The sequence below is a fragment of the Polaromonas sp. CG_9.7 genome, assembly GCF_015752205.1.
Lineage (GTDB): Bacteria > Pseudomonadota > Gammaproteobacteria > Burkholderiales > Burkholderiaceae_C > Polaromonas.
Window position 1 is genome coordinate 235,881 of record NZ_JADOVG010000004.1, and the last position, 22,482, is coordinate 258,362.

Annotated in this window: 14 protein-coding genes and 1 riboswitch; of the genes, 7 read left to right on the forward strand and 7 right to left on the reverse strand. The window is 62.9% G+C overall.

Annotated features, from left to right (window positions below):
• The first annotated feature begins 82 nt into the window (after positions 1–82).
• Both IWX87_RS06245 and IWX87_RS06250 read left to right on the forward strand, forming a co-directional pair.
• On the forward strand, positions 83–1,384 hold the full coding sequence (locus IWX87_RS06245) for an NCS2 family permease (RefSeq protein ID WP_196862650.1): 1,302 nt from the start codon (positions 83–85) through the stop codon (positions 1,382–1,384).
• A 710-nt stretch (positions 1,385–2,094) separates the two neighbouring features.
• Entirely contained in the window at positions 2,095–3,375 is a 1,281-nt protein-coding gene (locus IWX87_RS06250; RefSeq protein WP_370583786.1) for a DUF445 domain-containing protein, read from the forward strand.
• Between the two features lie 139 nt (positions 3,376–3,514).
• Here the strand turns inward: IWX87_RS06250 and IWX87_RS06255 are convergent, their stop codons facing one another.
• Positions 3,515–4,162, reverse strand: a complete 648-nt coding sequence (locus IWX87_RS06255) for an ATP-binding cassette domain-containing protein (RefSeq protein WP_196862652.1) — start codon at positions 4,160–4,162, stop codon at positions 3,515–3,517.
• 149 nt (positions 4,163–4,311) lie between these two features.
• Complete coding sequence (locus tag IWX87_RS06260) at positions 4,312–4,473, reverse strand: hypothetical protein (protein ID WP_196862653.1); 162 nt, start codon at positions 4,471–4,473, stop codon at positions 4,312–4,314.
• A gap of 123 nt (positions 4,474–4,596) precedes the next feature.
• Here IWX87_RS06260 and IWX87_RS06265 point away from each other — a divergent pair, with 123 nt between their 5' ends.
• Together IWX87_RS06265 and IWX87_RS06270 are read left to right on the forward strand one after the other, a co-directional pair.
• The gene (locus IWX87_RS06265; protein ID WP_196862654.1) at positions 4,597–5,061 is read left to right on the forward strand and encodes a glycine zipper family protein; all 465 of its coding nucleotides are present in this window, start codon (positions 4,597–4,599) and stop codon (positions 5,059–5,061) included.
• Positions 5,042–5,650 carry an MOSC domain-containing protein gene (locus IWX87_RS06270; RefSeq protein WP_231374624.1) on the forward strand — a complete coding sequence of 203 codons (609 nt, stop codon included), beginning with the start codon at positions 5,042–5,044 and terminating at the stop codon, positions 5,648–5,650. Before IWX87_RS06265 ends, IWX87_RS06270 begins: the two co-directional genes overlap by 20 nt.
• Before the next feature lie 358 nt (positions 5,651–6,008).
• Here IWX87_RS06270 and IWX87_RS06275 read toward each other — a convergent pair whose 3' ends face one another.
• Complete coding sequence (locus tag IWX87_RS06275; RefSeq protein WP_196862655.1) at positions 6,009–7,211, reverse strand: threonine ammonia-lyase; 1,203 nt, start codon at positions 7,209–7,211, stop codon at positions 6,009–6,011.
• 203 nt (positions 7,212–7,414) lie between these two features.
• On the opposite strand from IWX87_RS06275, the gene IWX87_RS06280 reads away from it, so the two are divergent.
• Entirely contained in the window at positions 7,415–9,784 is a 2,370-nt protein-coding gene (locus tag IWX87_RS06280; protein ID WP_196862656.1) for an ATP-binding protein, read from the forward strand.
• Between the two features lie 118 nt (positions 9,785–9,902).
• Here the strand turns inward: IWX87_RS06280 and recQ are convergent, their stop codons facing one another.
• Positions 9,903–11,801: a DNA helicase RecQ gene (gene recQ, locus IWX87_RS06285; protein WP_196862657.1), complete on the reverse strand. Its 1,899-nt coding sequence runs from the start codon at positions 11,799–11,801 to the stop codon at positions 9,903–9,905.
• Between the two features lie 258 nt (positions 11,802–12,059).
• On the opposite strand from recQ, the gene IWX87_RS06290 reads away from it, so the two are divergent.
• Positions 12,060–13,136, forward strand: coding sequence for a homocysteine S-methyltransferase family protein (locus tag IWX87_RS06290; RefSeq protein WP_196862658.1), 1,077 nt, complete (start codon positions 12,060–12,062; stop codon positions 13,134–13,136).
• Positions 13,137–13,184: 48 nt separating this feature from the next.
• Here IWX87_RS06290 and IWX87_RS06295 read toward each other — a convergent pair whose 3' ends face one another.
• Complete coding sequence (locus IWX87_RS06295; protein WP_196862659.1) at positions 13,185–13,769, reverse strand: cyclic nucleotide-binding domain-containing protein; 585 nt, start codon at positions 13,767–13,769, stop codon at positions 13,185–13,187.
• Positions 13,770–13,835: 66 nt separating this feature from the next.
• A riboswitch (S-adenosyl-L-homocysteine riboswitch) is annotated at positions 13,836–13,927 on the forward strand.
• Positions 13,928–13,941: 14 nt separating this feature from the next.
• Between IWX87_RS06295 and metH the strand changes: the two genes are divergently transcribed.
• The gene (gene metH / locus IWX87_RS06300) at positions 13,942–16,782 is read left to right on the forward strand and encodes a methionine synthase (protein WP_196862660.1); all 2,841 of its coding nucleotides are present in this window, start codon (positions 13,942–13,944) and stop codon (positions 16,780–16,782) included.
• A gap of 30 nt (positions 16,783–16,812) precedes the next feature.
• On the opposite strand, the gene IWX87_RS06305 is transcribed toward metH, so the two are convergent.
• Both IWX87_RS06305 and IWX87_RS06310 read right to left on the reverse strand, forming a co-directional pair.
• The gene (locus IWX87_RS06305) at positions 16,813–21,444 is read right to left on the reverse strand and encodes an amino acid adenylation domain-containing protein (protein ID WP_196862661.1); all 4,632 of its coding nucleotides are present in this window, start codon (positions 21,442–21,444) and stop codon (positions 16,813–16,815) included.
• A gap of 11 nt (positions 21,445–21,455) precedes the next feature.
• Positions 21,456–22,112 (reverse strand): 4'-phosphopantetheinyl transferase superfamily protein, encoded by a 657-nt coding sequence (locus IWX87_RS06310; RefSeq protein WP_196862662.1) that lies wholly within the window; start codon positions 22,110–22,112, stop codon positions 21,456–21,458.
• Positions 22,113–22,482: the final 370 nt, after the last annotated feature.

Sequence of the window (22,482 nt, forward strand, 5' to 3'; positions counted from 1 at the left end):
CACAATCCAAAAAAAGTGACTGCGGGCCGAAGCGCAAAGCGCCGGAGAAACCACAACCAAGAGCTATTCCTGGAGACAAAAAATGCAATTGCTAGAGAAGCTTTTCAAGCTCAAAGCGCACGGCACCAATGTGCGCACGGAGATCGTCGCGGGCCTGACGACCTTCCTGACGATGGCCTACATCATCTTCGTCAACCCCTCGATCCTGTCGGCCGCCGGCATGCCGCCGGACGCCGTGTTTGTAGCGACCTGCCTGATTGCCGCCCTTGGCACCGCCATCATGGGGCTGTACGCCAACTACCCGATCGCGCTGGCGCCGGGCATGGGGCTGAATGCCTATTTCGCATTCGTCGTGGTTGGGGCGATGGGCTACACCTGGCAAACCGCACTGGGCGCGGTGTTCATCTCGGGTTGCCTGTTCCTGGCAATCACCTTGTTTGGCCTGCGCGAGCTGATTGTGCGCGGCATACCGCAGTCGCTGCGCACGGCGATCGTCGTGGGCATTGGCATGTTCCTGGCCATCATCGCGCTGAAAAGCGCGGGCATTGTCGTTGCGTCGCCGGCCACGCTGGTGACCCTGGGCGATCTGCACAAACCGGCGGTGGCGATGGCCGCGATTGGCTTCATCCTGATTGTCGTGCTTGACAAATACCGCGTGCCCGGGGCCATCCTGATCGGCATCGTGACCGTCACCGTGATGTCGTTCTTCTTTGGCGGCAACAAGTTCGCCGGCCTCTTCGCGGCCCCACCGTCGATCGCGCCCACCTTCTTGCAGCTTGACATCAGCGGCGCGCTCAAGGGCGGCATTCTGAACGTGGTGCTGGTGTTCTTTCTGGTCGAACTGTTTGACGCGACCGGCACCCTGATGGGTGTGGCCAAGCGCGCCGGGCTGCTGGTGCCGGGCAAGATGGAGCGCTTCAACAAGGCGCTGCTGGCGGACAGCGCGGCGATCTTCGCCGGATCGCTCCTCGGCACTTCAAGCACCACGGCCTACGCCGAAAGTGCGGCCGGCGTGCAGGCGGGCGGGCGCACCGGCCTGACGGCGTTGACGGTGGCGGTCCTCTTCCTCGCCTGCCTGTTCATCTCGCCGCTCGCCGGCGTCGTGCCGGCATATGCCACGGCTCCGGCCTTGTTCTTCGTGGCCTGCCTGATGCTGCGCGAGTTGACCGAGTTGAACTGGGACGATTCGACAGAAGTCGTGCCGGGCGTCGTGACCGCGTTGATGATGCCTTTCACCTACAACATCGCCAACGGCCTGGCGTTCGGTTTTATCACTTACGCAGCCCTGAAGCTTTTCACCGGCAAGGCCAAAGAGGTGCACTGGATGACCTGGATCATCGCCGCGGTATTCCTGGCCAAGTTCATCTACATGGGCGGGGAATGAGCGCAGGGGGTTTTTGCTTGAACCCACCGGCAGCTGAATGCGTGAGGCCGGGTTGGCGGCGCTCTGGCAACCTGCCCGCACTGGCCTCGCGGGCGTGGTCAAACCGTTCCAGACCAGCCGCAATAGTCGCAGCGATAACGCTTGAAGGGCTTGAATAAGCTCATGAATCGATCGCGCAGCGTGCGTTTGACGCGGCAGGCCGGGTCACTGCATCGCGGACAGATGATTTTCCCTTGGCCAAGCGCTGTGGGTATATCTGGAAATGACATTTGAATCGGTATTTTCTTTGACGCTTCTGAACTGGATCAAGCGTGACGGTAAAGTGTTTGCGAGGCAATACCCCACTTGGTCAGCCAGGGACGCAAAGGGCAATCGGTGGAAGGATTTGCATTGTCTGACTGAAAGTGCCTGCGTATGTCAATAAGCACTAACGATGAAACTGTAATTTTTATATTTATATGTGACTTATTGTTGTGTCGTTATCTTTTGCACCCCGTCAATCGGTGTCATCATGCCGGTGCCCAGCCTTGATGAATGAATGATGCCAAGGTAGCGATTTTCAAGTTAAAAAGGTATCCAGGCCAACACAGAGGGTCTGGAGCAGCTATGAAAAAAGTAGTAAAAATGACTGTTGCATGTTCGCGTGTTCTCGCCGATGCAGCGCTGTGATCGTCATGCCAACGTTTTCCTCTGAGCGCTTGCCCATGAACCTGCCCGCCTCGCCCCATCCACGCGCTGCGCCGCTCCAGCGCATGAAGTTAATAGCCGTGTCCTTGCTGCTGCTGGCCTTGTGCGGGCTGGTGCTGGCGCACGCCATGGGCGGACAAGGCGGCTGGGGCTGGCTGCGGGCTTTTTGCGAGGCATCGGCCATAGGCGCAGTGGCCGACTGGTTTGCCGTGGTGGCGCTGTTTCGTCATCCGCTGGGCCTGAAGATTCCGCACACCGCCATCATTCCGAAAGCCAAGGACCGCATTGCCGACGGCCTGGCCGAATTCGTTCGCGACCATTTCCTGGACCCGGCGACGATTCTGGCCAAAATCGCCGCACTCGATCCGGCGCGCCGCTTGGGCCAGTGGCTGGTTGACCCGGAACGCCTGCCGTTCTGGGTTCGGCAGGCGCAAGGCTGGGCGCGCGGCCTGCTGGAAACCTTTGACGACCAGCGCCTGCAAAAAGCCGCGCTGGAGCTGGTCGTGGCGCAGCTGCACCGCTGGAATGCCGCGCCCACCGCCGGTGACGTACTGGGCCTGCTCACCCAGAACGGCCGCCACCACGAACTGCTCGAAGCCGGCCTGCACAAGCTGTCGGGGTATTTGTTGCAGGACGAGGTCAAGGCCAAGGTGGCGCAACTGATGCTCAAGCATGCCCGCAAGGAGTGGCCCAAGATCATCGGCACGCTCGAAATGGTGGCCAACGTGTCCGAGCTGGCCGACAACCTGGCCGACAAGCTCAGCGCTTCGATGCTGGACGAGCTGCGCGACGTGCTGGCCCAGCGCGATCACCCGGTGCGGTTGCAGTACGAAGCGTGGCTGACGGCCTTTGTCCAGCGGCTGCGCACCGACCCCGAACTGATTGCCTCGGTGCAGCAATTGAAGGAAAAAGCCATCACCGATCCGGCCGTGCAAGCGTATGCGGCGTCACTGTGGCGCGACATCAAGCAGTTGCTGCACGATGACCTGGGCCGTGACAATTCGACAGTTGCCAACTATGCAGAGCGCGGCCTGCGCGCCATCGGCCACCGGCTGGAAAGCGACACCCCCCTGCGCGATTCGGTCAACGAGCATCTGCTGGGCGCCGCCGAAAACCTGGCGACCGATTTGCGCGCCACCGTCACCACGCACATCGCCCAGACGGTCAAAGCCTGGGACGACGAGCAGCTGGTGCGCCAGCTCGAACTCAACGTGGGCCGCGACCTGCAGTTCATCCGCATCAACGGCACCGTGGTGGGCGGGTTGATCGGCCTGTTGCTGCATGCCGTGGTGGTGTTCGGATAGCGGCGGGCATTGACCCAGCCGCGTTTGCATGCGCACGGAAGTCGAGCGCACTTGACAACGGCTTTTTTTGCTACGAAATAAATAGCTTCTTGCCCTTGTCCAGTATGCGCAAATGGCCGATTTGGCTTGAATTTCGCTGTCAGGCGCGCAGCGCAATCACGCTGGCCAGCGTCACGTCTGCAGGCGCTTCGTAATCCGCCACCACCCAGGCCCGGTCGCTGTTCCGGCTGGCGTGTTGCAGCACCTGCAGCAAATAGTCGATGGAGGGACGGTCCAGCGCCATGAAGGGCTGGTCGAGCAGGGTCAGCGGCGCGCTGGCCGCCAGTGCAGCAGCGATCAGCACCTTGCGCCGGGTGCCGCTGGACATCATGTAAAGCGCCTTGTCCAGATGCGGCGCCAGGCTCAGCCCGACCAGGTGCGCCTGCAGCGCGGCCGCGTTCCAGCCAGCGTGGTGCGCCGGCATGCCGGCAAAAATCGCGCGGGCGGTCTGGGCATCGCGAGCGTCATCGCGCGGGTCCAGCCAGGCGACTTGCCGTCGGTAGGCAGCCGGGTCTTGCGCCAGGCGAACGCCGTGGAGTTGAAGCTGGCCTTGCACCGCGCTCCCTGGCAGGGCGCCGGCCAATAACTGGAGCAGGGTGGTTTTTCCGCTGCCTTCGTCGCCGCCGAGCCACGTCACCCCGGGCGGAATCACAAAAGACAGGCGGTCAAACAGCGGCGGCGTGGCTGCGGGCGAATGGCTGAAGACCAGGCTTTGTGCTTCTAAAACGATCGCTTGCGGAGGCAGCATGCGGGCCCTTTGAATGGTTGCCGGTGTTTGTAGTTCCGGAGGTGATGACTGTTTTGGCTTGGGTTTTTGCACCGCTGCACTTCTTGCCTGCGAAAAAAAATCCGCACGCGGCGGACTTTTTCAGAAGGCGTGGCAGCCGCAAGGCCAGATCAAGCCATGAACACGGCGATGAAGGCCAGCAGGAAAATCAGCACGCCGCCGACGATGGGCAGCACGAAAGGAATCATCGGAACGATGGCTTCGACCGCGTCCATCTCTTGCGCGGGTGTCGGGCTGCTGTGGGCGGCGTTGGTGGTGTGTTCTGGGGTCATGGGGGCTCCTGGAATGCTTGGGGAAACTGTTGCAAGTTTACCTTCTTGGCATGCCCGGGGGTTTATTGCGGCCTTGTGCAATTGCGCTACGCTTGCGACATGCAGACGTCCGCACACCCTTTCATGAATTATTCAAGCCGCCTTTTTGCGCTCACCGCCAGTGCCGCGCTGGTGCTGGGACTGGCCGGTTGTGCCAGCAGCGGCCCCAGCAGCGCTTCGGCCACGCCCGTGCTCTACCCGAATGCCACGCTCAACCGCGTGGGTGAAGCGCAGGGCCGGATAGAAGTGAACGCCTGCCTGTCGCGCGCCCAGGCATCGGGTTTGAGTCCGTCGCAAAACAGCAACGAAGTGGGCCGCCGTGCCGGCGAAGGGGCCGCGGTGGCTGGTGTAGCGTCGGCCATCGGGGCACTGATCACCGGGCGGGGCGGCGAAGGCATGCTGCGCGCCGGCGCGACGGGCGCTGCCGTGGGCGGCTCGGCCGGCGCGGTGTCGGGCGCATTCCACAACGACCGGCCCAATGGCGTTTACCGCAGTTTTGTGCAGCGCTGCCTGAGCGAAAAAGGCTTTGATGTCATTGGCTGGAACTGACTTGCGCGCCATGCCGCAGGTTGTTTCGGTTCAGGTGGGGTCGGCCCGCCGCATCAGGGTCGGCGAGCGCAGCATCTTGAGCGCCTACGGCAAGCAGCCGGTGGCGGGCGCCGTGCCGGTGCTGCCGCTCGGGTTGATGGGCGACGAGCAGGCGGATCTGTCGGTTCACGGCGGACTGGAAAAAGCCGTGTATGCCTATCCGTCGGAGCATTACGCTTTCTGGCAGGCGGCTCGGCGCGAAGCCGGCCTTGACGCCATCGACGACAGCCTGCCGCCTGGCAGCCTGGGCGAAAACCTGACGCTTGAAGGCTTGCTCGAAACCGGCGTCTGGGCCGGCGACGTGCTGAAGTTTCCCAACTGCGAACTGCGCGTGACGCTGCCGCGCGAGCCTTGCTACAAATTCAATGCGGCGATGGGCTTTGCGCGGGCTTCAAAACTGATGGCGCAAAGCGGCTTTTGCGGCTTTTACCTGGCGGTGCAAACGCCTGGAACGCTGCGAGCCGGCGATGCGTTCGACGTCATTGCAGGCCGGCGCAGTGTCGGCATTCCGGCGTTGTTTGCCGCCAAGCTGTCCAAGCATCTGCGCTGACCGCCGGTTGCGCGAAATCGACCCTGGCCTTTGGTCATGGCACGCAGGATAGACTACAGTTTTTGCTACTGAATAAATAGCTTAATACGCAAGCCAGTCGTGAGCAAGAGCCCTTTTTGATGCCAAAATTGCAACGACTTGGGTCGATTTTCAGGTGACGTGCAATGACAAGAGCCTGTACTGTTCCTTGCCGCTTCTGTCATCCCGGGCTTGACCCGGGATCCATCTCCACTCACGGCGGGTCCTGGATGTCGGATCAAGTCCGCAATGCCAGAAAAAATGAAAAGCCCTCTAGGGACTGAGTTGTTACCTTGAATCAGGTTGACGGGGTAAAACGAAGGCGCAATGGCCCATCGGCTCAGTGCTGCTCTTCGGCCTCGAAGCCGGCCGCCCGCAAAGCCTGCAGCACCTGCTCGATGTGCGGCCGGCCGCGCGTCTGCACCACCAGCTCGATCTCGACGTTCAGCGCTGCCAGCATGGTGAAGGCGCGCTGGTGGTGCACTTCCTCAATGTTGGCGCCGGCGTCGGCGACCGTGGCGGTGATTTTGGCGAGCGAGCCGGGGACATCGCGCGCGCTGACACGAAGACGCGCCAGCCGCCCGGCGCGCACCATGCCGCGCTCGATGATGGCCGCCAGCAGCAGCGGGTCGATGTTGCCGCCGCACAGCACCAGCCCGACCTTCAGGCCGGCAAAGCGCGCCGGGTATTTCAGCAGTGCCGCCAGTCCAGCCGCGCCTGCGCCCTCGACCAGGGTTTTTTCAATTTCCAGCAGCATCACCATGGCCTGCTCGATGTCGCCTTCGTCTACCAGCAACAGGTCATCGACGCGCCGGGCAATGATGGCCTGCGTGATCACGCCCGGCGTGCCCACGGCAATGCCGTCGGCAATCGTGCTGCTGCCCTGCGGATGGTGCGTGCCCTTGATGGCGTTGACCATGCCGGGAAAGCGCGACGTTTGCACGCCGATGACTTCAATGCCCGGCTTCAGCGCCTTGGCCGCCGTGGCCATGCCGGCAATCAGCCCGCCGCCGCCCACGGCAATCACCAGCACTTCGAGGTCGGGCACGGCATGCAGCATTTCCAGCCCCACCGTGCCCTGGCCGGCAATGACGGCTTCATCGTCGTAGGGGTGGACAAACACCAGGCCTTCGCGTTCGGCCATCTCCAGCGCATGGGCGCGCGATGCATCCAGCGTGTCGCCGTGCAGCACCACCTCGGCGCCAAAGCCCCGGGTGCGCTCGATCTTCACGCCCGGCGTGAAACGCGGCATCACGATGACCGCGCGAATGCCCAGCCGCTGCGCATGGTAGGCCACACCCTGCGCATGGTTGCCCGCGCTCATGGCAATCACGCCGCGCTGGCGCTCGGCGTCGCTGAGCTGCGCCAGCTTGTTGCAGGCGCCGCGTTCCTTGAACGACGCGGTGTACTGCAAATTTTCAAATTTCAGGTAGATTTGCGCGCCGGTGAGCTGCGACAGCGTGCGCGACTCGACGCAGGGCGTGTTCAGCAAATGGCCATGCAGGCGCTGGGCGGCTTGTTCGATATCGGTCAGGCTGAGCATGGATTTCCTTTTAAAACACGGCTTGAAGCGGGTGGCAGGCATTTTCAGTGCCTTTAAAGCGCATACAGCAGAAATGGTCAGGCGCCACTATTGAAGTAGTGTCTTCCATGCGGCGTCTGCATGCGTTATGGTGAAGCTTCTGTACATAAATAAAAACCTGGCGTGGGGGAGTTGGCGATACCGTTGGAAACTGGAGTCTGTCCATGAACAAGCGTTCACTTGTCGAGCATCCGCAGCAGTGGCTGTTGTCCCCCGGGCTGAAAGACGCGCCGGTGCTGGACCTGATGTGCTCGCATTTCGTGCTCACCCTGGCCGCGCGCCAGGGCGCCAAGTTCAATGTGCGGCGCGACCTGACCAGCCTGCTGTCCTTGTCTGGCCGGCACCTGGTCTGGCCCTTGCCGGCATTTCAGCGGCTGCGTGAATTCCTGGGCCGCCGCTGCAAGGGCAACGAGTTCTGGCAAGACCATGAAGCCCTGAGCGATGCCGAGTTCATGGCGCGCCATGGCGTCTGGCGCGGCCCGTATGAAGAAGGCACGCTGTTCTTCTACCTTGACGAGCATGCCAAGGACCAGCCCAAGGACCTGCTGTCGGTGCTCAGCGCCACCGGCGACTGGCTGACGCTGGCACTGAAAAAGCAGTCGACGCTGGTCGAGAAAAACATCGAGTCGCTGGCCAGTTTGCTGCAGCTCAACCGCGCCGAGCGCGCGTTGCTGCTCTACGGCACGCTGGCGCGCTACCAGCGCGACCTGCGCTCGCTTCTGGTCGAGTTCAAGGTCAACAACGCGCCCGAAGCCCATGCGGCGATTGCCGATGTCGCCGGCGTCAAGGCGCCCGAAGTGGCCGAGGCGCTGCGGCCCGGCTCGCGGCTGGAACGCATCGGCATGGTCGAGAACCTGATTTCCGAACACAACATCACCGACCTGGCCGACCTGATGAAGGTCAGCGAAAAACTGCCGCCGGTCCTGATGCGCAAATACCGCGACCACGGCGAGTTGATGGCGGTTTTTACCCGGCCGGCGACCCGCAGCCAACTGGGGCTGGCCGACTTTGCGTTTGTCGAAGAAGACGCGCAAGTGCTGGTGTCGCTGCTGCGCCATGCGGTGGCCGCCAAAGAGCAGGGCGTGAATGTGTTGCTCTATGGCCCGCCCGGCACCGGCAAGACCGAGCTGGCCAAGGTGGTGGCGCAGGCTGCCGGACTGGATTTGTTCGAGGTCGAATATGCCGACCGCGATGGCAACTCCCTGAGCGGGCGCGACCGCTACCGCTCGCTGCAGATTGCCCAGGTGTTCCTCAAGGGCAGCATGCATTCGGCGCTGCTGTTCGATGAGGTGGAAGACGTGTTTCCACCCATTTCCAGCGAAGCCGCACAACTGATGGCACGCTCCGAGCAGTTGAGCGCGCCCGGCAGCCATTCGGTCAGCGGCAAGGCCTGGGTCAACCAGATTCTCGAATCGAACCCCGTGCCCACGCTGTGGGTGACCAACCGCATCGAGCAGATCGACCCGGCGTTTCGCCGCCGCTTTGCTTACCACCTGGAACTACGTTCGCCGCCCCCCGGCGCGCGCGAAGGCATTGTCCGCAAAACGCTCGAAGGCGTGCAGGTCAGCGATGCTTTCATCGCCAGGCTCACTGCCCGCAAAGGCCTGACGCCGGCGCAAATCCGCACGGCGGTGCGCTTTGCCCGGCTGGCCAGCGCGCCTGAAAAAACCATGGACGCGCAGGTCGATGGCGCCGGATTGCAGGCCATCCTGGCGGGCGGCTGGCCGTCATTGATGGAGTCGCTGATCGAACGCCAGCTGAAAAACGCCGACGTGGCGTTGGGCAACAAGGCCGAAGCCTCAAGCCGGCGCAACGTGACGACCTATGACCTGGCAATGCTCAACGTCGAGTCGCGGTTCGAGATTGCGCGCATCGTGCAGGCGCTGAAAAGCCGGGGCCACGGCAGCCTGTGCTTCTACGGCCCGCCCGGCACCGGCAAGACCGCGTTGGCCGAGCACATCGCCCAGGCGCTGGAGCAGCCGCTGCTGATCAAGCAGGCCAGCGACCTGATGAGCAAGTACGTCGGCGAAACCGAGCAGGCCATGGCCGCCATGTTCCGCGAAGCCGAGAATGAAAAAGCCGTGCTGCTGCTGGACGAGGCCGACAGCTTTCTGCAGGACCGGCGCGGCGCCCAGCGCACTTATGAGGTCACCGAGGTCAACGAGATGCTGCAGGGCATGGAGCGCTATGCCGGTATTTTCATCTGCACCACCAACCTGCTGGAAAGCCTGGACCAGGCGGCGTTGCGGCGCTTTACCTTCAAGATCAGGTTCATGCCGCTAACGCGCGAGCAGCGCGAAACGATGTTCGTGACGGAAGCGCTGGCAGGCGATGTTTCCTTGCTCACGCCGCCGCTGCAAAAAAGACTCGCCCTGTTGACACAGCTGTGCCCCGGCGACTTTGCAGCGGTCAAGCGGCAGGGGGTGATTCTGGAAACAGAACTGTCCGCCGAAGAATTCCTTGCGCAACTCGAAGCTGAACACCGCATCAAGCCCGAGGTGCGGGAAGGGCGCTCGATAGGGTTCATGCGTTGATAATTGCTACATAATTCATAGCTTATATCGCTTGCCTGCATTGCGCCCGAGTCACTTTAATTGTAAATTTTGATTAGGGCCACCGGATCGGCCCCAGCAAAGCCACGCGTGGAGTTTGTCAACCCTCTTCGCCACACACCCGCAGCACCTCGGCCCCATACGCCTGCAGCTTCTTCACGCCCATGCCACTGATGCCTTCCAGGTCACGCAGGCTTTTGGGTGCCTGCTCGGCAATGGCGCGCAGCGTGGCGTCGTGAAAAATCACAAAGGCCGGCAAGTTGTGCTCACGTGCCACGTCGGCGCGCCAGGATTTCAGGCGTGCCAGCCGTTCCAGAGCGCCGGCGTTCAGCGTGGCTTCGGCCATGCCCTTGGCCGATGTTTTCTTCGCCGGCGTTTTGCTGCCGCGTCTGGGTCGCTCGGCTTTGGCGCTGACGGCCTGCTGGCGCAGCAGCACGCTGACTTCGCCCTTGAGCACCTGGCGTGCATCGGGCAGCAGCAGCAGCGTGTTGAAGGCTTCGGCGTTGACGCGCACCAGGTTGCTGGCGATCAGCTGGCGCAGCACACCGCGCCATTGCGGCTCGGCCAGGTCGGCACCGATGCCGAAGGTGCTGAGTTGGTCATGGCCGTACTGCACGACTTTTTCGGTCGGCTTGCCGCGCAGGATGTCCATGATGTGGCCGGCGCCAAAGCTGATGCCGCTGGCTTGCTGCACGCGGTAGATGCAGCTGAGCATCTTGCGCGCCGCCTCGGTCGCGTCCCAAACAGCGGGCGGATTCAAACAGTTGTCGCAATTGCCACAGGGCGAACTTGGCTCGCCAAAGTAGCCCAGCAGGCTGACGCGCCGGCAGCGCGTGCCTTCGGCCAGTGTCAAGAGCGCATCGAGCTTGCCGCGCATCACGGCCTTGAATTCTTCGCTGGCGACTTCACTGGTGTCGATCATGCGGCGCTGGTTCACCACGTCCTGCAGGCCATAGACCATCCAGGCGTCGGCCGGCAAGCCATCGCGCCCGGCCCGGCCGGTTTCCTGGTAGTAGCCTTCGATGTTTTTCGGCATGTCCAGGTGCGCGACGAAGCGCACATCGGGCTTGTCGATGCCCATGCCAAAGGCAATCGTCGCCACCATCACCATGCCGTCCTCGCGCAAAAACCGGTCCTGGCGCTGCTGGCGCAGCTTGGCGTCCAGCCCGGCGTGGTAGGCCATCGCCTTGATGCCGGCGGCCTCCAGCATGCTGGCGATTTCTTCCACGCGTTTGCGCGACTGGCAATAGACGATGCCCGCCTCGCCGTCGTGCTCGGACTGGATGAAGCGAAGCAGCTGACGCGTCGCGTCGACTTTTTCCACGATGGTGTAGCGAATGTTGGGCCGGTCAAAGCTGCTGACAAACGCGCGCGCCTCTTCGAGCTTGAGCCGCTCGACCATGTCCTGGCGCGTCAGGTGGTCGGCCGTCGCCGTCAGCGCCATGCGCGGCACGTCGGGAAAGGATTCGTGCAGCAGGCTCAAACTGCGGTATTCGGGCCGGAAGTCGTGGCCCCACTGGCTCACGCAATGCGCCTCGTCAATGGCAAACAGGCTCAGCAACCCGCGCTCGTGCAGCGAGGCCAGCAGGCCCTTCATGCGTGGCGTGTTGATGCGCTCGGGCGCGGCGTAGAGCAGCGTTAGCTTGTTTGCCAGCAGCTGCTTTTCCAGCGCGCTGCTTTCCTCGTAGGTCTGCGTCGAATTGAGGAAGGCCGCCGACACGCCGGCTTCCGTCAGCGCGCCGACCTGGTCGTGCATCAGCGCAATCAGCGGTGAAATCACGATGGTCACGCCGTGCCCGGCGTTTTGCCGCACGATGGCCGGAATCTGGTAGCACAGCGACTTGCCGCCGCCGGTCGGCATCAACACCAGCGCGTCGCCGCCCTGCACGACGTGTTGCACGATGGCTTGCTGCGGCCCGCGAAAGTCGCTGTAGCCAAAGACCTGGCCAAGCACGTCCAGCGGCGTGGGCTGGGAGGAAGAAGTAGGCAATGATGACAAGTTCGGTACGTACAAGTTGGCGGTGTGAAATCCGGATTGCTATGAAAAAAATAGCTGCTTGCGAAAGGCACACGGGCGCAAAGACCCTATTTAATCACTATTTTTCTAATCAGCGCTTCGCAGCGTTTGCCGGCAGGCTTGCGTCCCCTTGTTCGGGCCGGTTGCCGGTTCAGCACGGTCTTCAGCAAACGCCAGCAGGCAACTGCCGTATTGTCAGGGAAAGTCAACGGCCATGAACCGCGTCCTAGAATGCACGCCATGAAGCCGATACCCTACACCCGCGCCGCACAACTCCCCGCCCTTTTGGCGCAACGCATTTTGATTCTTGACGGTGCGATGGGCACCATGATCCAGCGCTTCAAGCTGAGTGAAGCGCAGTACCGGGGGGAAGGCTACGCCGGCCCCGGTGGGTCGGGCGAGCGTTTCAAGGCGTTTCACCGTGACGTCAAGGGCAACAACGAGTTGCTGAGTCTCACGCGCCCGGACGTGATCCGCGACATCCATGAAGGCTACCTGGCCGCCGGTGCCGACCTGATCGAGACCAACACCTTTGGCGCGACCACCGTGGCCCAGGCCGACTACGACATGGCCGAGTTGGCGGTCGAGATGAACTACGAATCGGCCCGCATTGCCCGGGTGGCGTGCGACAAGTTTTCAACGCCGGACAAGCCGCGCTTTGTCGTCGGCACGCTGGGCCCCACGCCCAAGACCGCCAGCATCAGCCCCGATGTGAACGACGCGGGCGCGCGCAACACCAGTTTCGAAGAACTGCGCAAGGCTTACTACGAGCAGACCGAGGCGCTCGTCAAGGGCGGCAGCGACGTGCTGATGGTCGAGACGATTTTCGACACGCTCAATGCCAAGGCGGCATTGTTTGCCATCGACGAGTACTTCGACAACTCCGGTGAACGCCTGCCGCTGATCATCAGCGGCACGGTGACCGATGCGTCAGGCCGGATTTTGAGCGGCCAGACGGTGACGGCCTTCTGGCACAGCGTGCGCCATGCCGAGCCGCTGGCCGTGGGCCTGAATTGCGCGTTGGGCGCGGCGCTGATGCGTCCCTATATCCAGGAACTGGCCAAGGCCGCGCCCGACACCTTCATCAGCTGCTACCCGAACGCCGGGCTGCCCAATCCGATGAGCGACACCGGTTTTGACGAAACGCCCGACGTGACCTCGCGCCTGCTGCACGAGTTTGCCGCCGAAGGACTGGTCAATATCGTGGGCGGCTGCTGCGGCACCACGCCCGAGCACATCGCGGCGATTGCCCAGTCGGTGGCGCTGGTGGGTGGACGCAAGCTGCAGCGCGGTGTCTTCTACGCCGAAACGGCCTGAAAGCAGGGTCAGGACGAGCCTTCGGGCGCCTTTGTGGCGCACGACCGTTCAGGCCTCGGGCCGCGAACCGATCTCTTGCTCCATTGCCTGCGTCAGCTGGACATACATCTTGAGCTTGTCGGTCACTTCGCGCAGGCGCGCTCCGATGCGCAGCGACACGGCCAGCAGCAGTTTGGCGGCAATGCCCGGGTTTTCCTCCATCAGGCGGCTCAGTCCTGCGCGGGTGAGGATCGCGCAGCGCAACTGCGTGGCCGCAACACAGCTTGCGTAGCGGGGCAGGCCGTCGAACATGCCGAGTTCGCCAATCAGGCTGCCCGGGCCCAGCAAGGTGATGACGATGGGCTCGGCACGGCTGACCACCTGTGTTTCCACCGTCACTTCGCCATCGAGCAGGAGCATCAGGAATCCGGTGTCAAGAACATCACCTTCGCGGATAAAGACAGTGTCCTTGGACACAATTTGCGGCTGCATGTAGCGCACCACCGTGCGCGCCTCTGGCATCGTCAGTTGCATCAATGCGGTGGGCGCCACCAGCAAGCGGGCCGCCAGGTCGGCCGTTTCCGAACCTTCGGTAGCGTCATGCGGCGGACTGATCGACGGGAAGCTTTTTTTTCTAAGGAAGGTGCTTGTCATGGGTCGACCCGGTGGAATTTGATGGCTTGAAACCGGCCTGCCGGCATTGGTGCTTAAAATCGAGCTTAACTCAAGGAGCGTTGCAGCGAAACACCGTTTCGTCAGGCTTGGGTCAACAGGGCGCAAAACGCTCTTTTTGGCAACGACGCTCACCTTTGTTCCAAGGTGAGCCATGTCCGCAATTCAATCTATCCCGCCAGTCGCCCCACCCGTTCCGAACGTCCCGCCCATGAAGCTTTCCGGCCTGGAGCCGGTCACTGTCGGACCGGATTCCCTGTTCGTCAACATTGGTGAGCGTACCAACGTCACCGGCTCCAAGGCCTTCGCCCGCATGATCCTGAACGGCGACTTTGAAGCGGCGCTGGCGGTGGCGCGCCAGCAGGTCGAAAATGGCGCGCAAATCATCGACATCAACATGGACGAGGCCATGCTCGACAGCCAGGCGGCCATGGTTCGGTTTTTGAACCTGATCGCCGGCGAGCCCGACATTGCCCGCGTGCCCATCATGATCGACAGCTCCAAGTGGAGCGTGATCGAGGCCGGCCTGCGCTGCATCCAGGGAAAGGGCATCGTCAACTCGATTTCGATGAAGGAGGGCGTGGACGCCTTCAAGCAGCAGGCGAAACTGCTCAAGCGCTACGGCGCTGCGGCCGTCGTCATGGCGTTTGACGAACAGGGGCAGGCCGACACCTACGAGCGAAAAATCACCATTTGCGAGCGCGCCTACCGGCTGCTGGTGGACGAGATCGGTTTTCCGCCCGAAGACATCATTTTCGACCCCAACATCTTCGCCATTGCCACCGGCATTGACGAACACAACAACTACGCGGTTGACTTCATCAACGCCACCCGCTGGATCAAAACCAATTTGCCCGGTGCCAAGGTCTCGGGCGGCGTGTCAAACGTGTCGTTCAGCTTTCGCGGCAACGACCCGGTGCGCGAAGCCATCCACACGGTATTTTTGTACCACGCGATCCAGGCCGGCATGGACATGGGCATTGTCAACGCCGGCATGATGGGTGTCTATGACGACCTGGAGCCGGTGCTGCGCGAGCGCGTCGAAGACGTGGTGCTGAACCGCCAGCCGCTCTACAAGGAAGGCGAGGAACACCTCACACCCGGCGAGCGCCTGATTGAAGTGGCTGAAACGGCCAAGAGCGGTGCGCGCGACGAGAGCAAGAAGTACGAATGGCGCGCGCTGCCGATTCGCGCCCGCCTGTCGCACGCGCTGGTGCATGGCAACAACGAATTCATCACCGAAGACACCGAGGAGATGTACCAGACCATCCTTGCCGAAAACGGGCGGCCGCTGCATGTCATCGAAGGCCCGCTGATGGACGGCATGAACGTGGTCGGCGACCTGTTCGGCCAGGGCAAGATGTTCCTGCCGCAGGTGGTCAAGAGCGCCCGGGTGATGAAGCAGGCCGTGGCGCACCTGCTGCCCTACATCGAGGCTGAAAAGCTGGTGCTGCAGGCCGCCGGCGGCGACGTGAAGACCAAGGGCAAGATCATCATCGCCACCGTCAAGGGCGACGTGCACGACATCGGCAAGAACATCGTCACCGTGGTGCTGCAGTGCAACAACTTCGAGGTTGTCAACATGGGCGTGATGGTGCCGTGCCACGAGATTCTGGCGCTGGCCAAGGCCGAAGGCGCCGACATCGTCGGCCTGTCCGGACTGATCACGCCGAGTCTGGAGGAAATGCAGTACGTCGCCAGCGAGATGCAAAAAGACGACCATTTCCGCCTCAACAACATTCCGCTGCTGATTGGCGGCGCCACCTGCAGCCGCGTGCACACGGCGGTGAAGATTTCGCCGCATTATGAAGGCCCGGTGGTGTACGTGCCCGACGCCTCGCGCAGCGTCAGCGTGGCGCAAAGCCTGCTGTCTGACAACGCCGCCAAGTACATCGCCGAGCTGAACGCCGACTACGAGAAGGTGCGCATCCAGCACGCCAGCAAGAAGCAGGTGCCGATGTGGCCGCTGGCCAAGGCGCGGGCCAATGCCACGGCGATGGACTGGGCGAGCTACACGCCGCCCATGCCCAAATTTATCGGCCGGCGCGTCTTCAAGAATTTCGACCTGGCCGAACTCGCCGAGTTCATTGATTGGGGACCGTTCTTCCAGACCTGGGACCTGGCCGGGCCGTTCCCGGCGATTCTGAAGGACGAGGTGGTGGGCACCGAGGCCGTGCGCGTCTATGCCGACGCCAAGCGCATGCTCAAGCGGCTGATCGAGGGACGCTGGCTCACCGCCAGTGGCGTGATGGGTTTGTATCCCGCCAACAGCGTCGGCGACGACATCGAGATCTACACCGACGAGACGCGCAGCGAAGTCGCCATGACCTGGTACGGCCTGCGCCAGCAGACCGAGAAAACAGCCGTTGACGGCGTGATGCGCCCCAGCCGCTGCCTGGCCGACTTTGTCGCGCCCAAGGTGCTTACTCCTGAATTAATAGCTGCTCGTGCAAGCCAGACATGCGCAAACGGCCAAAATGGCTCAAAAATCGCCGATTACATCGGTATTTTTGCCGTCACCGCCGGGCTGGGCGCCGAGAAGAAGGACAAGTATTTCCTCGACGACCACGACGACTACTCGTCCATCATGTTCAAGTCGCTGGCCGACCGGCTGGCCGAGGCTTTTGCCGAGGCGCTGCACCAGCGGGTGCGCAAGGACCTCTGGGGCTATGTGCCCGCCGAAGCGCTCGACAAGGACGCGATGCTCGCCGAGCAATACCAGGGCATCCGCCCGGCGCCCGGCTACCCGGCCTGCCCGGACCACAGCGCAAAAAAAGAGATGTTCGAGTTGCTGCAATGCGCCGACATCGGCATGGCGCTGACGGAAAGCCTGGCGATGACGCCCGCCGCCAGCGTCAGCGGGTTTTACCTGAGCCACCCGCAAAGCAGTTACTTCAGCGTTGGCAAGATCGGCGACGACCAGCTGCACGATCTGGCGCAGCGACGTGGCGCGCGGGCCGAAGACCTGCAACGCCTGCTGGCGCCCAATCTTTGAAGCGCGGGCCGCGTCCGGGCGGGCGCTTCTTCAGGCCGGCAACGGCCCGGCTTGCAATCTGATCCGCGTCCGCGCTCCAGCCTGCGCATCGACGGTACGGGCCAGTTCCCGCTGCAGCGCCTGGGCCAGTTGCAGCACACCGGGCTCCTCCATCATCGAGGCGTGATGGCTGACGATGGTGACCGGGCGAATGCCGCCCTGGATGTGCTTTTCCCAGCCCAGGCTTTGTCCGGCGTTCAAATAAGGCATTTCGGCCAGATGGGACGCGCCCTTGAAAAGAACCATCGGCCCAGGGTAGGGCTTGGGCCTGTAGAGCTTGAGGGCCACAAAGAAGTGGTGGTACAGGTGATGCCCGATAAGGTCTTGCGTCACGGGTTCGCCGGGGGAAAATTCTCCCAGCTTCAACGCAAGATTTTCTTCAAGGAGTTTTGTCTGGCGGCGGCGCTCGGAGCGTTCCCTGATGAACTTCAGAGACCAGTTCCGCATCAGCCACAGTCTTCTCAAAAATGAGATGTTGCGCTCTGCCGCCTCTGGCGACAGCGTGTCGATCATCCCCAGGAGCGCCACCTCCGCGCCGGCCTGCCTGAGCTGCTGTGCCATCTCGAAGGCAATCACGCCGCCCGCGGAATAGCCGAGAAGCCAATACGGACCGTGAGGATCTACGGAACGGATGGCCTCGACATATTGCGCGGCCATGGCCTGAATGGTCGCCAGTGCGGGACGGTGGCCGTCAACGCCTTGGGCCTGCAGCCCATAGAAGGGTTGTGCCGGCCCCAGCTCGGTTGCCAGGCGCTTGAAATTGATCACGTTTCCACCGGCGGCATGAATGCAAAAAAGCGGGGGCTGGTCTGCTTGTCCCTGGCAAATGGCCACCAGCGGAGACCACTTGGGCACGGCAGGCGCCAGCGCGCCGGATGCGCTGGCTGCCGCCTGCATGTGCGCCATCGAAATCTCGCAGGCCTTGGCGACGATGGCCGTAAAGCCTGCAAGGGTCGAAGCCTGAAACAGGGTGGCCAAGGGCAGGTCAACGGCGAATTGACTGCGAATCTGGGCGAACAGGCGCACGGCCGTGAGCGAATGGCCACCGAGCGCGAAAAAGTCATCCTCGGGCGCGATGTCCTGCATGTCCAGCAACTCGCGCCACATCCGAGCAATGCCAGATTCGATGGAGGAACGCACTGGCACTGCCTGCGCCACCGGGCTGGCATCAGGCAACGCCAGTGCCAAGGCGGCACCGGCGGCAATCCCGTTGTGCAGCATGGCTGCGGCGAACTGGCCGGGCACGCTGGCATCGAGCTGCCCGGCCAGTTCGCCGAGGACCGGAAAACGCATCATGTCAGCCAACGGGACGTTGAGGCCGCAGGTTTCCTGCAACCGGCGCTGCACCTGCACGGCCAAGAACAAACTGCCGCCAAGATCAAAAAAACTGTCGCCGGTGCGCACGCCGGACTGCCCGAGGATCGGCTCCCAAGCAGCGGCAATGGCTTTTTCAAACCGGCTTTGCGGCAGCCCGCCCGCATCGGCGGTCGGTGACCGTGCTGGCAGCAAGGCGCGCCGGTCCACCTTGCCATTGGGCGTCAGCGGAAATGCGCGTAGCGCCGCGATGGCCTTGGGCACCATGATGTCGGGCAGCTTTTCGGCCACGCCACGGCGCAGTTGGTCGGTGTCGAGCAACGTGTCCGCCTGCGGCGTCACGTAAGCGGCCAGGCTCCAGTCACCGGCGGCATCTTCGCGGGCGATGACCACTGCTTCTTTCACGCCAGGCTGGCGCAGCAGCACGCTTTCGATCTCGCCGAGCTCGATGCGGTGGCCGCGAATCTTCACCTGGTGGTCGATGCGGCCGAGGAACTCCAGCGTGCCGTCGGGATGGCGGCGCACCAGGTCGCCGGTGCGGTACCAGCGTGCGCCGTTGTCCTCCAGGAAGCGCTCGGCGTTGAGCTCGGGCCGCTGCCAGTAACCGTCGGACACGCCGTCGCCGCCGATCAGCAACTCGCCGGCCACCAGCGCCGGGCATTCGGCGCCGCGCGGCGTGCGGATCGAGAGTTGCGTGTTGGCAATCGGCTGGCCCAGCGGCACCAGGTCGTCCAGCGTCGCCAGGTCGCAGGCGGTGGACCAGACGGTGGTTTCGGTCGGACCGTACATATTGAAAAAAGCCCCCGGCACCAGCGCCCGCAACTCCTGGGCGAGTTTCATCGACAGCGCTTCGCCGCCGACCATCAGCACCGCCAGGCCGTAGAGCGCCTGGCGTCCGGCAGTGTCCGACACCAGCATCGAGGCCATGGACGGGGTGCATTGCAGGTGCGTGACCTGGCCTTGACGCAGGGCGTCGGCCACCGACAGGTAGGGCAGGGTGTTGGAATGCAGCTCGATGGCAAAGCCGTGCGTCAATGTCCAGAGCAACTCAACCACCGAAATGTCAAAGCACACGCTGGTCACGGCCAGCCAGCGGCCGGGTGGCGCATGCGGAATACGCGCGTTCAGGCCGGCGAAAAAATTGAGCGCGTTCTGGTGCGTGACCACCACGCCCTTGGGGCGGCCGGTTGAGCCGGAGGTGTAGATCAGGTAAGCCGCGCGCCGCGCCTTCTCTGGCGCCGGGCTTCGCGTCAGGACTGGCGCGAAGCCCGCCCCGGCTTCAGCTTTATCCAGCAGGAACACCTTTTCCGGCGGAAGGTGCAGCCGGGCAGTGACGGCGCGGTTGGAAAGCACCAGCGGCGCGCCGGAATCCTCGATCATGTACAGCAGGCGGTCGTGCGGGTAGTCCGGGTCCAGCGGCAGGTAGGCCGCGCCGGTCTGCAGGATGGCTAGCATGCCAACGACCATGTCAGGGCCGCGATCCAGGCACAGGCCGATGACGTCGCCCGGGCGCACACCGCTCAGCCGCAGGCGTTCTGCCAGCGCGCTGGCCTGCGCGTGGAGTGCGTCGTAGCTCAGGGTCTGGCCCCGGAAGGACACGGCGGTGCTGAGCGGCGTGCGGGCCACCTGTGCGGCAATGGCTTCGTGAATGCCCAATGCAGTGTCATACGGTGTGGCGGTCGCGTTCAGGTGCGCCAGTGAAGCCGTATCAACGTCAGGTGTCAGGGCAATCGCCGCGATCGGGTCGGCACCTTCAAACGCCTGAAGGTAAACCGCCAGATGGCTGGCCATCGCTTCCAGGGTTTCGCTTGAAAAAACAGCCGTGTCGCCGACGAGTTCGAGCTGCTGACCGGACGCTTCGCTCATTAGGATCAGTTCGGCCCCGGGCGGCACGGCAGCGCCTTCCAGACTGATTCCCAGTTTGCTCCAGCGTTCGCCGGCCTCCGGCGTGCCGCCAAGCCGCGCCGGCAGGTCGCGCGGGCAGGCACCGGCCCGGTGCATCTGGTCAATCTGTGCCTGCGCGTGTTCTGCGACTTGCTGTGCCGACCGATCGGGCGCGGTGTCCAGCGTCAGCGGTACCCAGGGCGACAGCCAGTATTCCAGCCCCTGGGCGCTGGCTTGCAGCGTGCTGTCACCGTACAGCATGGAAATGCGCTGCTGCGCGGTCAGGGCTGATAGCCAGCCGAAAAAACCGGCCACTGTTGCCGCGCCGCGCGCTGGCAGTGCAAGGGGCACGCGCGCCAGTTGCCGCAATGGCACTGAAGCGAACTGCAGCACGCCTGTTTTTTGCGGATAAGGCAGTTCCACGGGCGCCAGCGTGCGCAAGGCCTGTTGCCAGAAGTGTTCACCCTGGCCAATTTCAGGGGCGCAGGCGGCCAGCTTGGCGCATGTCACGCTGTCGAGCAAGGGCAGCGCCATGCCTGACAGCAGGCCGTGGCCAGGTGCAGTGCCCCAGGGCGCAGTGAACCCGCACAGCACGATGTCGCCGTTTGCCGTGGCCACCCGAACGCTGTCTGCATCGGCCTGCAGCACCGTGCCGGGTGCCGCGCCGGAGGACTCGGCGACGGGCAGGGCGCACGCCGTGTTTATCAGCAGTGTTTTATCGCCCAAGTAAAGCTTGGCGCGGGCCACCGGGTTGGAGAAATGGGGGTGAGGGCCAAAGTCGAGCGCGGCGACGAGCGCCGCCAGTTCTGCGGCCGGGCGTGAAAAATCAAGCGTGCCCAGTGTGGGCGGACGCTGCTGGCGGTCAACGCAAGGGCTGGCGGGCAATGCTTCGCCCAAGACAAGGTCGTTGCGTCCAATCGCATCGGCCAGGGCTTCAAAGCTTTGCAGGCCCGCTTCGTAGCAGCGCGCCTGCAAGCCCAGTGTCGTTTCGCCCGGCGGAATGGCAAAGTGTGCCTGGCGCACGATGCGGCCTTCGCCCAGAGGCGTCATTTCGTGCCAGGTAACGCCATACGACCTTTCCTGCGCCATCAGCGCCCACGCCGGCGCATGCCAGCCCGCGTGCTGCGGCAGTGGTGCGTCGTGAAACGTGATGGCCAGTGCTTGCGCCTGCGCCATCAAATCGCGCGATACGTTGCACGGCTTGTCCAGGCAAAAAAGGTAATCGAACGTCTGCCCCGACTGCTGCATCAGCGACGCCTCATCGGCAAAGGCCGAAACCCCGCGCGTGCGCGCCCACTGAACGATGGCTGGCTCGGTGCTGACGACGGCATGCACCGCATGACCGGCATTGAGCCAAGCCTCGGCACAGTGAATCAGCAGGCTTTCATGGCCTGCAAACAGGGCGCTGGCCCGATGGCTTTTCATACTCATTCCTTTCATGCGCTGACGCAGGTGGCCGCTTGCATGCTTGATGCAGCGCTGGCTGGCGCGTCAGGCGGGTAAAGCCGGTGCAACGGGCGCGGCTTTTGAAGGCGGCCGTGCTGCGTCGCAAGGACCGGTTCAAAGACCGGTGTGTGGTGGACCAGTCGGAGCGCATTGTTTGCTGCATGGGCAAGGCTTGCTGTCACGGCCAGCATGATCACGCAGTCGGAAGGCCCCTGTACTGCCATGGCCCATGTGCGTTCGCCGCGGCAGCCGTGCCCGCCAAGGCCTGCCTGCGATGTGGAAACCTCAAACCAGCCTTGGGGTGTTGGCTGGCAATGCAGCGCTGGATGGTCAAACGACAGTCCCCTTCCCTTGGATTTCCAGTACGCCTCAAGCAGCGTCCAGTAGAAGAAAAACTGCTGCGTGCTGTCGCTCCCCGGCGCCGCCTGGCGTTGCTGCGCATCGGGCAGCGCTATCAGGCCGCGCAGCAGCGCCATGTCGGCGTTGCCCTGTTGGAGGGGTTCGGCATCAATACCGACCTCGCCGATGCGCGTGACGGCACACACCACCAGTGTGCGGCCGTAGGTATGGCTGAAGTAGATGGCCTGGTCTGGCGGAACTGTCAGGAGAGGTTTTCCGCTGGCTTCGCTGGAAAATGCAAGGGACATGGACGGCACGCCCAATAGGGTCGCCACGGCCAGGCACCGCAATGCATGCGCCAGGATGTAGGCGCGGCGATCTTCATCGTGCCGAAATTTTGCTGCACAAAGAAGCTCCGGTGCACCAAGCCACGCAGTCAATTGTGGCCATTGAGCCGGCTCAATATCCTTGGGGCGCGCTGTCCAGATATGGATACCGCCAGCTTCATCAATGCTCAAAGTTTCCTCTCAATTAGAAATTAATTGTAGGGAAGCTACATTGCGTTCACAACCATTTCAAATAGCCTCGGTCCTTACGACAACCGCAGCTGCGTAATATTTTCATAACAAAAAAAGACAGGCCTGAACAATTATTTTTTTGCTAAGTATTGCCTTTTGC

What these genes read in the sequence shown, in the direction of transcription:
- IWX87_RS06245 (WP_196862650.1), top strand. Translation starts at nt 83, where the DNA reads ATGCAATTGCTAGAGAAGCTTTTCAAGCTCAAAGCGCACGGCACCAAT.
- IWX87_RS06255 (WP_196862652.1), bottom strand. Translation starts at nt 4,162, where the DNA reads ATGCTGCCTCCGCAAGCGATCGTTTTAGAAGCACAAAGCCTGGTCTTC.
- IWX87_RS06260 (WP_196862653.1), bottom strand. Translation starts at nt 4,473, where the DNA reads ATGACCCCAGAACACACCACCAACGCCGCCCACAGCAGCCCGACACCC.
- IWX87_RS06265 (WP_196862654.1), top strand. Translation starts at nt 4,597, where the DNA reads ATGAATTATTCAAGCCGCCTTTTTGCGCTCACCGCCAGTGCCGCGCTG.
- IWX87_RS06270 (WP_231374624.1), top strand. Translation starts at nt 5,042, where the DNA reads ATGTCATTGGCTGGAACTGACTTGCGCGCCATGCCGCAGGTTGTTTCG.
- IWX87_RS06275 (WP_196862655.1), bottom strand. Translation starts at nt 7,211, where the DNA reads ATGCTCAGCCTGACCGATATCGAACAAGCCGCCCAGCGCCTGCATGGC.
- IWX87_RS06280 (WP_196862656.1), top strand. Translation starts at nt 7,415, where the DNA reads ATGAACAAGCGTTCACTTGTCGAGCATCCGCAGCAGTGGCTGTTGTCC.
- IWX87_RS06290 (WP_196862658.1), top strand. Translation starts at nt 12,060, where the DNA reads ATGAAGCCGATACCCTACACCCGCGCCGCACAACTCCCCGCCCTTTTG.
- IWX87_RS06295 (WP_196862659.1), bottom strand. Translation starts at nt 13,769, where the DNA reads ATGACAAGCACCTTCCTTAGAAAAAAAAGCTTCCCGTCGATCAGTCCG.
- metH (WP_196862660.1), top strand. Translation starts at nt 13,942, where the DNA reads ATGTCCGCAATTCAATCTATCCCGCCAGTCGCCCCACCCGTTCCGAAC.
- IWX87_RS06305 (WP_196862661.1), bottom strand. Translation starts at nt 21,444, where the DNA reads ATGAAAAGCCATCGGGCCAGCGCCCTGTTTGCAGGCCATGAAAGCCTG.
- IWX87_RS06310 (WP_196862662.1), bottom strand. Translation starts at nt 22,112, where the DNA reads ATGTCCCTTGCATTTTCCAGCGAAGCCAGCGGAAAACCTCTCCTGACA.